The 10,556-nt window shown below is 36.4% G+C and carries 11 protein-coding genes; 7 read left to right on the top strand and 4 right to left on the bottom strand.

Features of this window, described 5'->3' with window-relative positions:
* The first annotated feature begins 207 nt into the window (after positions 1-207).
* Positions 208-1,578, top strand: a complete 1,371-nt coding sequence (locus NZ519_08070; GenBank protein ID MCS7028706.1) for a cystathionine beta-synthase — start codon at positions 208-210, stop codon at positions 1,576-1,578.
* 44 nt (positions 1,579-1,622) lie between these two features.
* On the opposite strand, the gene ybeY is transcribed toward NZ519_08070, so the two are convergent.
* The gene (gene ybeY, locus NZ519_08065; protein ID MCS7028705.1) at positions 1,623-2,051 is read right to left on the bottom strand and encodes an rRNA maturation RNase YbeY; all 429 of its coding nucleotides are present in this window, start codon (positions 2,049-2,051) and stop codon (positions 1,623-1,625) included.
* A gap of 35 nt (positions 2,052-2,086) precedes the next feature.
* Between ybeY and bioD the strand changes: the two genes are divergently transcribed.
* Positions 2,087-2,701, top strand: a complete 615-nt coding sequence (gene bioD / locus NZ519_08060) for a dethiobiotin synthase (GenBank protein MCS7028704.1) — start codon at positions 2,087-2,089, stop codon at positions 2,699-2,701.
* Between the two features lie 416 nt (positions 2,702-3,117).
* Here the strand turns inward: bioD and nadA are convergent, their stop codons facing one another.
* On the bottom strand, positions 3,118-4,101 hold the full coding sequence (gene nadA, locus NZ519_08055; protein MCS7028703.1) for a quinolinate synthase NadA: 984 nt from the start codon (positions 4,099-4,101) through the stop codon (positions 3,118-3,120).
* A 496-nt stretch (positions 4,102-4,597) separates the two neighbouring features.
* On the opposite strand from nadA, the gene NZ519_08050 reads away from it, so the two are divergent.
* The 3 genes from NZ519_08050 (at position 4,598) to NZ519_08040 (ending at position 6,729) form a co-directional block, all read left to right on the top strand.
* Positions 4,598-4,930: a hypothetical protein gene (locus NZ519_08050; protein ID MCS7028702.1), complete on the top strand. Its 333-nt coding sequence runs from the start codon at positions 4,598-4,600 to the stop codon at positions 4,928-4,930.
* Positions 4,931-5,257: 327 nt separating this feature from the next.
* Positions 5,258-6,040: a glycosyltransferase family 2 protein gene (locus tag NZ519_08045; protein ID MCS7028701.1), complete on the top strand. Its 783-nt coding sequence runs from the start codon at positions 5,258-5,260 to the stop codon at positions 6,038-6,040.
* A 50-nt stretch (positions 6,041-6,090) separates the two neighbouring features.
* A complete protein-coding gene (locus NZ519_08040; protein ID MCS7028700.1) occupies positions 6,091-6,729 on the top strand; it encodes a phosphatase PAP2 family protein in 639 nt (212 codons plus the stop codon).
* On the opposite strand, the gene mnmD is transcribed toward NZ519_08040, so the two are convergent.
* Entirely contained in the window at positions 6,726-7,385 is a 660-nt protein-coding gene (gene mnmD, locus NZ519_08035; GenBank protein MCS7028699.1) for a tRNA (5-methylaminomethyl-2-thiouridine)(34)-methyltransferase MnmD, read from the bottom strand. The two genes, NZ519_08040 and mnmD, sit on opposite strands and share 4 nt — an antisense overlap.
* A gap of 44 nt (positions 7,386-7,429) precedes the next feature.
* Positions 7,430-8,398, bottom strand: a complete 969-nt coding sequence (rfaD, locus tag NZ519_08030) for an ADP-glyceromanno-heptose 6-epimerase (GenBank protein ID MCS7028698.1) — start codon at positions 8,396-8,398, stop codon at positions 7,430-7,432.
* Between the two features lie 166 nt (positions 8,399-8,564).
* On the opposite strand from rfaD, the gene NZ519_08025 reads away from it, so the two are divergent.
* Both NZ519_08025 and NZ519_08020 read left to right on the top strand, forming a co-directional pair.
* The gene (locus NZ519_08025; protein MCS7028697.1) at positions 8,565-9,410 is read left to right on the top strand and encodes an FKBP-type peptidyl-prolyl cis-trans isomerase; all 846 of its coding nucleotides are present in this window, start codon (positions 8,565-8,567) and stop codon (positions 9,408-9,410) included.
* A gap of 7 nt (positions 9,411-9,417) precedes the next feature.
* On the top strand, positions 9,418-10,401 hold the full coding sequence (locus tag NZ519_08020) for an isoaspartyl peptidase/L-asparaginase (protein MCS7028696.1): 984 nt from the start codon (positions 9,418-9,420) through the stop codon (positions 10,399-10,401).
* Positions 10,402-10,556 lie beyond the last annotated feature (155 nt).

Below are 10,556 nucleotides of genomic sequence, written 5' to 3'. Positions count from 1 at the left end.
GCGTAGCACCGAAGCGATAGCGTAGCCCGAAGCACGCCGACCTTGTGGGCATGAGCGCAAGCGAAACGCCCACAAGGGCACGCCCAAAAAATTAAAATTCAAATTTTCATCTAACTACATTTTGTTTTAATCAAAATTTTATTTTATAAAATAAAATAAATTATTATTTTATTTCAGTCCTATTATTTTTTTACTTAGCTTTGTGGTATGAAGTACTACAATAACATATTAGAAACTATCGGTAACACGCCGTTAATTAAGTTAAATGCCGTTGCAGCGCACTTAAAACCTTTGATACTAGTTAAAGTAGAATACTTTAATCCAGGAAATTCCGTAAAAGACCGCATCGGCTTAAAAATGATAGAAGACGCCGAAAAAGCAGGTTTGCTCAAACCTGGGGGAACTATCATCGAGGCAACCTCTGGAAACACAGGCATGGGACTAGCCTTAGTAGCGGCTATTAAAGGATACAGATGCATTTTTACCACTAACGATAAACAGAGTAAAGAAAAGATAGATATTTTGCGCGCCTTAGGTGCTGAAGTGATTGTATGTCCCACTGCTGTACCTCATGATGACCCACAAAACTACCATAATGTTGCTTTGAGATTAAACCAAGAAATTCCTAACTCTTATTTTCCTAACCAATATGAAAATCCATCCAACTTTAAGGCACACTACGAAACCACAGGACCAGAAATATGGGAACAAACCGACGGCAAAATTACACACTATGTAGCAGGTATAGGCACAGGTGGCACAATCTCTGGCGTGGCTAAATACTTGAAAGAAAAAAATCCAAATATCAAAGTAATCGGAATAGATACTTATGGCTCTGTATTCAAAAAGTACAAAGAAACAGGTATTTTTGACGAAAATGAAATTTATCCGTATCGAATTGAAGGCATTGGACAAGATAATTTGCCTGGCAATGTCCATTTTGATTTAATAGACGAAATTGAGAAAGTAACCGATAAAGAAGCTTTTTTAATGACACGCAAGTTAGCTCGTTTAGAGGGCTTATTTGTAGGGGGTTCCTGCGGAGCTGCCGTTGCAGGTGCACTGCGATATGCTGAAAAACTAGGTCCAGATGATGTAATGGTAATCATCTTACCTGATCATGGTAGTAGATATGTCGGCAAAATATACAATGATACGTGGATGAAAGAAAACGGCTATTTAGAGGAGGAGACTCAACTTACAGCTTTGGACTTAATCAAACGTAAAAGTAAAGATTATCAATTTATTGCAGCTAACAAAACCGATACATTAGCACAAGTAGCTAAGATAATGCGAGAAAAAAATATTTCTCAAATGCCGGTTATGGAAAATGGAGAAGTTGTAGGCAGTATTACTGAAAGCAGACTACTTGATAGATTGATTGACGATCCTTCTGCGAAAAATCAGCCCGTTGAAACAATTATGGGCTATCCCTTTCCATTTGTTATGCCGTATACCACAGTAGATGCAATGACAAAAATGATTACCAAAGACAATCCTGCTTTGTTAGTAAAACTAGATGACAATACAATTGACATCATTACCAAGTATGATTTAATAGCTGGATTGACTAGTTGAAGGTACAAAAATGTTCCACGTGAAATTTTTACAATCTATTGTTTTTATTCCACGTGGAACATTTTAATTTTTTCATCTTCTTTCTTACGCATCAAAGCAGCTTCTGTTTCTGTTTTATCTTTGTATCCACACAAGTGTAAAAGCCCATGCACTAGGACACGTAAAAGTTCATTTTGAAAAGATACATTGTAAATTTTGGCATTTTCCTTTATCCGCTCAATTGAGAGATAAGCTTCACCAATAAGTTTATTTTGTTCTGAATAGTCAAATGTAATAATATCTGTATAAGTATCATGATTTAGGAATCTCTGATTAAGATTAAAAAGATACTCATCATCGCAAAATATGTAGGTAAGAGAGTGTATTTCTTTTCCTTCCTGATTAGCACAGTTATGTAACCAACGCCTTATTTTTTTAACATTTCTCAACCTGAATGAAAGTCCCTCTATCTTATCAAAGATAATTTCTTTCATATCACAAAAGTACATAACTTTTGTATTTTTGTGGCATGAAGCATCAATATTTTATCACAGGTATCGGAACAGGTGTAGGTAAAACGTTTGTTGCAGCAGTACTAACCTATAAACTCAAAGGTGTCTATTGGAAACCTATACAAGCAGGAACATATCCAAGTGTAGACACTGAATTTGTAAAAAAAATAACTCACTTACCTGATACACACTTTATTCCACCAGTGCATGTTTTGGATATGCCCGCATCCCCTCATGTAGGCGCGAAAATTGAAAACAAACAAATTTCACTTTTAGACTTTGCAAATGTAGACCTTTCTCAATATCCCATTCTGATTGCCGAAGGTGCAGGAGGAATATTAGTACCTATAAACGATTATCAAACCATACTAGATTTGATACGTTTTTTGAACTTACCTGTAATAGTAGTATCACAGCACTACTTAGGCTCTATCAATCATACCCTACTCACTTTACGCATACTAGAGCAAGCCAGTATCCCTATCAAAGGGATAATATTCAACGGTTACAATCCTGAATCAGAACGCATCATACTTAAAATGTCCAATCCAAAATACTACCTTGGGACTATCCCCACAGTCAAGGAATCAGAAATAGACTTAGAGGTTCTTAGTTCAAAAATAAACTTGTAAGAATAAAATTCAAAGTTGTAAAAATATTATGTGAGTACATGAATTTCTTACATAAAATTGTAATGTAAAGCTACCCAGTCGTAGATATCCTTACGTACTATTACAATACAAACTGTAAGAAACAAACTATAAACGCTAAGTTCATTCTAGTATTTCAATTCTTCAACACAAACCGTGAACGTTCATTTTTGTTCATAATGTGGTACAGCTTCGGATGTTTCTAAATTGTGTCTATTATATCCAAAAATTAATGTTCATTTCCTTTAAGCGATACTAAATACGGCACAATTTAAGCACGAAACAAAGATAGTTCCCGTTCTATGACCAACGGAAGCATTGCGCAGCACGCACTAAATAATGCGCCGTTAAAGCAACGCTGTACCTATTTATTGTTTTAGCCCTGCTGAAAAGTTAGACTATTTGCTTAGTTCTAACATTCTCAACAAAGGTTTGAGGGCTTGGCTGCGAATAGGTTCAGGGACATCCACTTCTGGCTGCTCGTACTTTAAAGCCAAGTATACTTTTTCCAACGTATTAAGCTTCATGTGGGGACAATCATTACAAGCGCAATTATTATTAGGTGGCGCAGGAATAAAGGTCTTATGGGGCGATTTTTTCTGCATTTGATGTAAAATTCCTGTTTCAGTAGCCACAATATACTCGGTAGCACTGTCAGTTACAGTATAATTTAACAAAGCAGTGGTAGAACCTATAAAGTCAGCTATTTCTAAAATAGGTGCTTCACATTCAGGATGAGCGATAATTTTAGCGTTAGGATGGCGTGCTTTTAGTTTGGTAATCTTTTCTAAGGAAAATATCTCATGCACCATGCAAGCGCCGTTCCATAGTAGCATATTTCTACCCGTTTTTTTGTTTATGTATGCTCCTAAATTTTTATCAGGAGCAAAAATGATAGGTTGATCTTTGGGAAAGGACTCTACAATTTTAATTGCGTTACTTGAAGTACAAATTACATCTGTCAGAGCCTTAATTTCAGCAGTACAATTGATATAGCTTATTACTACATGGTCAGGGTGTTTAGCTTTGAATTGGGCAAAAGCCTGCGGAGGGCAGGAATCTGCGAGGGAACAGCCTGCCTTTAAATCAGGGATAAGCACTTTTTTATCAGGATTGAGAATTTTTGCCGTTTCAGCCATAAAATGCACGCCTGCGAACAAAATAATATCCGCTTGTGTTTTTTGTGCCTCTTGTGCCAAACCTAAGGAATCACCAATATAGTCTGCTATATCTTGAATTTCGCTCTCTTGGTAGTAATGCGCTAACAGTACGGCATTTTTCTCTTTTTTCAGCTTTAGAATTTCGGCTTCTAAATCTAAGGTAGGGTCTACCTCCACATCTACAAAGCCTACCTTCTGAACGTTGGACAAGTCAATTAACATACATTTTAAGTTTTTATAAACCTTCGGTTATAATTATAACACCTGTGGATATGTGAATAACTACAAAAATACAAACTTATTCACAATTTATCCACAATTTTTTCAGAGTTATCCACATTAGGTTTCAGTGTAGGTTGTTGATATTTAAGAACTTGTAAAAGTTATCCACATTTGCATAAAAATGTGGATAACTTTTAGTTATCCACTTATAAGGTGAATAAAGTGTGCATAAGTTTTAACTTATAAACAAACTTATCCACATATCTACAAAAAATGGACTTTTTGCTTACTTTTGAGGTAATTTATCCACAAAGTTATCCACATTTTTTTCCAAGTTATCCACATTCTGAGTGTTTATAAGTGGATAACTTTTCTGAAAAAATGGCGGTTTAGTAGGTTATTGTTCAAAATTAGCCTGTGGAACGTTGTTATTATTTGTTTTTTGTTCCACAAAATGTCTCATTTAGGGATAGTGTAAGGTTTTGATTTTATTTTTTTGGGCGTGTCCTTGTGGGCGTTTCGCTTGCGCTCATGCCCACAAGGTCGGCGTGCTACGGGCTACGCTATCGCTTCGGTGCTGCGCTTCGCTCCGCACTGGGCTAACGCCCACCCTCCGCATGCCTCACGCAATTCAAACCAAAAACAATCTTTCAAAAAATTCAAAATACCTCAAAAATGCCTATTTACTCAAAAAAGTCTCACACAAAAAACTGGCTACCTATATGCAAAGCAAATTTTGACTACACCCTTTCCGTTAATGTACTCCAACTCGCCAAAATACTACCAAATTTGTGGGATTTTACCTTTGATAATCAAAAATTGTCTATAGTTTTGCCAATTTTTCACATAACGAATTTAAAGCCAAAAACTTAAACTTATATGCCATTTTGGCAGAAAGATCCCACGCATTCGTCGTGTAGTGTACAGAAATCGCATATTTTAGTAATCAAAATTTAGGGCGCTAATCAAACTGTCGTGGAGCCACATCCTGCCGCAGACCTTGATTTACTAAATGGAGATATTTGATAGATGAAAATCTTAAAACCTTCATATATAAATACATCAAAAAGTAGATTGAACACACAAATTCTTGACCGTTTGAGCTATACGCTGCAAGTTAAAAAGTTCCCAAATAGTTTTTTGTACTTTTGTGGCTATGATATTAGGCAAGAAATTAGTAGTAGTAATGCCCGCTTATAACGCTGAAAAAACTTTAGAGCAAACTTATCAAGAAATCCCATTTGATATTGTAGATGAAGTTATTCTAGTAGATGATCAGTCCAAAGACAAAACTATTGAAAAAGCAAAATCGTTAGGAATTAAGCACATTATTGTACATGAAAAAAATCGTGGATATGGTGGCAATCAAAAAACCTGCTACGCCAAAGCACTTTCTATCGGTGCGGATATCATAGTTATGTTACACCCTGACTACCAGTATACGCCTAAACTTATACCTTCTATGAGTTATCTCATTGCACAGGACTTATATCCCGTAGTGTTAGGTTCGAGAATACTTGGCAAAGGCGCGTTAAAAGGTGGCATGCCACTATATAAGTACATTGCCAACCGAATTTTAACCTTTTTTCAAAATATCATGATGGGACAAAAGCTGGCTGAATATCATACAGGATATAGAGCTTTTTCAGCCCAAGTCTTAAAAGAACTTCCACTAGAAGAAAACTCTGACGACTTTGTTTTTGATAATCAAATACTTGCTCAAATTGCTATGAAGGGATTCACTATTGCCGAAATTACTTGTCCGACTAAATACTTTGAAGAAGCTTCCTCTATTAACTTTCGCAGAAGTGTGATATACGGATTAGGAGTAATTAAAACTTCTTTTCAATACTGGCTACACAAACGCAAGTTGTGGAAATACGCTATCTTTGACTTTGAGAATGGAAGAAAATTAAATGTTGAAAAATTTAGCACATGAAAAATTTTTCTATATCCTTTCTAATCATAACCAGCTTTTTTGCTATAAGTTTGCTATTGATAAGCTTATATTGGGGCTACCACCAAAGTTTTGTAATACTTAACCGAATAAGAGTTCCTCAATTAGATAATTTAGCTGTACTACTCACAGAATTCGGAAACGGCTTTTATGTATCTATTTTTGCATTGGTTTTAGCTTGTGGCAGTTCCAAGTATTGGAAAGTAGCTTTTGAGATTATTGTGTGTGTTTTAGTTACTGCTTTGATTGTACAGATATGTAAGCAGGTACTGTTTTCAGACTGGTACAGACCTGCTAAACTGTTGCGTCAGCAATCCATTTATATTCTACTTAATCCTGTACCTGAACACAACAGTTTTCCTTCTGGACACAGCGTTACTGTAATGAGCGCATCTACGGTCCTTAGCCGAATTAAAAAAAACTTCATTTTTCAATTTAGTTTAGCTATTTTGGCTTGCTTAGTGGCTTACACTCGGATTTACGTCGGCGCGCACTTTCCTGCGGATGTTGCGGTGGGAAGTCTACTTGGAATCGTTGTTAGCACTTTTGTTATCTATCTTTTACGCAACTTTGATATACATTTGCTTGAAAAAATAAAGCATTTCAAATACCTCCTGTATTTAATAACACTTACATGTATAATCATTGCTGTAATCCAAAATTGGGACTAAAACGAACCTTTTTTAATTACTTTGAGCATCTGTCTTTTTTTACCAAAACCTTTTGGCGTTAAAATATCCACAGGCATTTCTTTAAGATACCGCTTCACTTGACCTGTAACGCTAAAAGTAGTTAATATCCCATTGATTTTTAGAGTACGTACAGATTTTGCTATGGCTTCTTTTGTCCATAGCTCAGGGCAAGCTTTGGGGGCGAACGCATCATAAAAAATAATATCTGCTGTATTTGGTTCTAATTGGGCGTCTAACCAAGAAGAAAAATAAAAGTCAGTTACAAAGTTTTGTAAAGTAGTGTTTTGTGGAAATTTAGCGATTACATTACTAAAGAAAGTATCACCCAAGAGTTCATAGAATGAGGTTAAAATATCCGCACGTAGGGGGTACAGTTCAAAAGCAGTATAAACTACCTTTGTGTTTGGGTACTGCTGGGCTAGTTGGTAGGTTAGCCAAGCATTTAGTCCTGTTCCAAGTCCAATTTCTACTATTCTCACTTCATTTTGAGTGCCAAGCTTAAATTCTAGTTCACTTTGCTTAATAAAAACATACTCACTTTCACCTCTTGCCCCGAACATAGAATGATAGCTGACCCCTAGCTCTTGATGAATTACCGTAGGTGAAGAGTCCTGTGTGAGAATAATTTTGGTCATTAAAAACAAAATTAAAAAATTCAAGTTAGAAAGCGTAGCAGCTTTTAATAGTACTTTTTAGGTACAAGGTATTCTTTTACATATTCCTGTACTCCTTCTTCCAAAGAGTAAAAAGGTGCAGTATATTTAGCTTTTTCACGCAGTTTTTGCATTTCAGCTTGAGTAAAGTATTGGTAAGTTTCACGAATATCTTTGGGTGTGTCTATAAATTCTATGTTAGGGGTTTTATTCAAAGCATAAAAAACTTGATTAGCTAAATCTACAAAAGTCCGAGCTTTTCCTGTGCCTAAGTTGTAGATTCCACTTGCAGTACGGTTTTCCATTAGAAATAAAATTACTTTACACACGTCTTTGACATAAATAAAATCTCTCATCTGCTCCCCATCTTTGAATTTTGGATTATGTGAGCGAAAAAGCTTGATTTTACCTGTTTCTTGAACTTGATTAAAAGCATGATATACTACGCTAGCCATTCTTCCTTTATGGTATTCATTAGGACCGTACACATTAAAAAACTTCAATCCTGCCCAAAAAAAAGGCTTTTCTTTACGTTGGACAGCCCATTTGTCAAAATTGTGCTTAGACTCAGCATAAGGATTGAGTGGTTTAAGAACAGAAAGTTGGCTTTCGTCATCTTTGAAGCCATATTCGCCCATCCCGTAGGTCGCTGCACTAGAGGCATAAATTAAAGGAATTTGATTGTTAGCACATAAGTTCCATATATCCTTGGAGTAGGTAAGGTTTAGTTTGTCAAAAATAGCTGGATTAAATTCAGTAGTATCAGTTCTCGCGCCTAAATGGATGATAAACTGAATTTCCCTTGCATGATTGATAGCCCAAGGAATAAATTCATTGCGAGAGATAAGCTTGGCATATTTTTTATGTTCGTAGTTAGCTTGCTTATGGGACTTTGAAAAGTCATCTACTAAAATTAGCTCCGTATAACCTGCTTGATTGAGCGTAGTAACTACGCAGCTACCAATAAAACCTGCTGCTCCTGTAACAATTATCATACTAAAAAAAGTAGTTTTCTTTAAGTGTTATTTTGAGGGCAAATTTAGTGCAAATTTTATACAACAAAACAGCTTATATATTTCAAATTTATTAAATGTAAAACACGGCGTTTTCTAAAATTTTGCATCTCTTTGAAATAATCAGAAAATGTTTACTTTTGCAAGCATGAAAAAAGCTGCTATTACTTTATTATTGAGCTTATGGTTGTATCCTAATTTTGCCCAAGACTCCCCACTTAAAGCAGGACAAACCTACAAAACTCCATCGGGCTTAGAAATTGCTACGTTAGTAGAAGGTACAGGTAGCGTTCCTAAAATAGGGGACATTGTTCAAATTCATTATAGATTGGCAATAAAAGATGGAAAAGTTCTTGCTTCAAGTCAAGAAAAGGCTAACCCACCTATTTTTGTCAAAGTGGGCAGCGGTAATTATATCAAAGCTTTGGATGAAACGCTTTTACTAATGAAAGCAGGTACGCGTGTAAATGTAATTGTTCCGCCAAGTATGGGTTTTGGCAAAAACCAAATAGACAATGAAATCCCTGCAAATAGTACGTTAATGTTAGAACTTTTACTAATAGATCCAAATCAAGCTAAAAAAACAGACAATCCTACGGCATCTAATCCAACAAACAATCCAAAACCTGTAGAATTTGATGAAAATAAAGCAATTAAGTCTGCAAGTGGATTGAAAGTAATTATCACTCAAGAAGGTAAAGGTGATAAACCGAATACAGGAGATAGTGTATATGTTCATTACAGAGGTACGTTAGAAAATGGCAATGAGTTTGACAGCTCATATCGGCGTAATCAACCTTTTGGGTTCAAACTTGGGACAGGGCAAGTTATCAAAGGCTGGGACGAAGGCATTGCTATGCTCAATGAAGGTGCCAAAGCTATTCTCAAAATACCTCCCCAGTTAGCTTATGGCGAAAAAGCCGTAGGTACTATACCTGCTAATTCTACGCTTATTTTTGAAGTTGAACTAGTTAAAATTGTACGAAAAAAATAATTAACATATGAAACGCACACTTATTCAGGTTGCTGTACTTTTAATGTCCGGAGTAATAGCTTTTGCCCAAAATGTACCTGTAATAGTTGTTCATGGGGGTGCAGGTGCGGGAATAAGCAAAGGTAATTTTACAGACGCAGAAGAAAAAGCACATTTACAGACTTTGGAAAAAGCTCTTAAAATTGGGTATGAGATACTAGAATCTGGCGGAACCTGCTTGGACGCAGTAGAAAAAACTATCATGTTTTTGGAAGATAGCCCCCTGTTTAATGCAGGAGTAGGTTCAGTGCTAAATTCAGAAGGCAAACCTGAATTGGATGCTTCTATCATGGAAGGTAAAACCCTTAAAGCAGGCGCTGTCGCAGGAGTAACTACAATTAAAAATCCTATCCAAGCTGCTCGTTGTGTTATGGAACAATCGCCCCATGTTATGATGATTGGAAAGGGTGCGGAAGTATTTGCTAAAAGCAAGGGGCTTACTATGGTTAAACCTGAATACTTTATCACAGAAAAGGCTAAACAAAGTTGGAAAGCAGCTCAACAACAGCAGAACAAAAAGTCAAGCATAGAGCCACCTTCAAAGTTTGGAACCGTAGGTTGTGTAGCTTTAGACAAATATGGAAATCTTGCCGCAGGTACTTCTACGGGCGGTATGATGAATAAAAAATATGGCAGAGTGGGCGACTCACCAATCATTGGCGCAGGTACTTATGCAGACAATAATACTTGTGCTGTATCTGCTACAGGACACGGAGAGTACTTTATTCGGTCTGCGGCAGCTTTTAGAGTAAGCGCGCTGATGCAAATGAAAGGACTTTCAGTTTCAGAAGCTACACAGCAAACTATGGATTTTATCGGACAAATAGGTGGTACAGGAGGTCTGATTGCTTTGGATAAGAAAGGAAATATCTACATAACATTTAATACAGATGGCATGTTCAGAGGATATATTGATGCAAACAAGAAAATGGAAGTACAAATGTACAAGTGATTTAGCTTCTGCTATGAGCTAAGCTTTTGCCTTGTTCAATACCTTGCCTGAATATTGCTAAAAATACAGTTTTATTTCTTTATTTTTTGGGCGTGCCCCTTGCTGACGCAAGGGTCGGGGCATTCCGCACTGCGCTTCGCTTCGGTACTTCGCTG

Source organism: Bacteroidia bacterium, assembly GCA_025056095.1.
Classification (GTDB): Bacteria; Bacteroidota; Bacteroidia; order JANWVE01; family JANWVE01; genus JANWVE01.
Note: the sequence above shows the minus strand (reverse complement) of the source record. Positions and strands in the feature narration are given on the sequence as shown.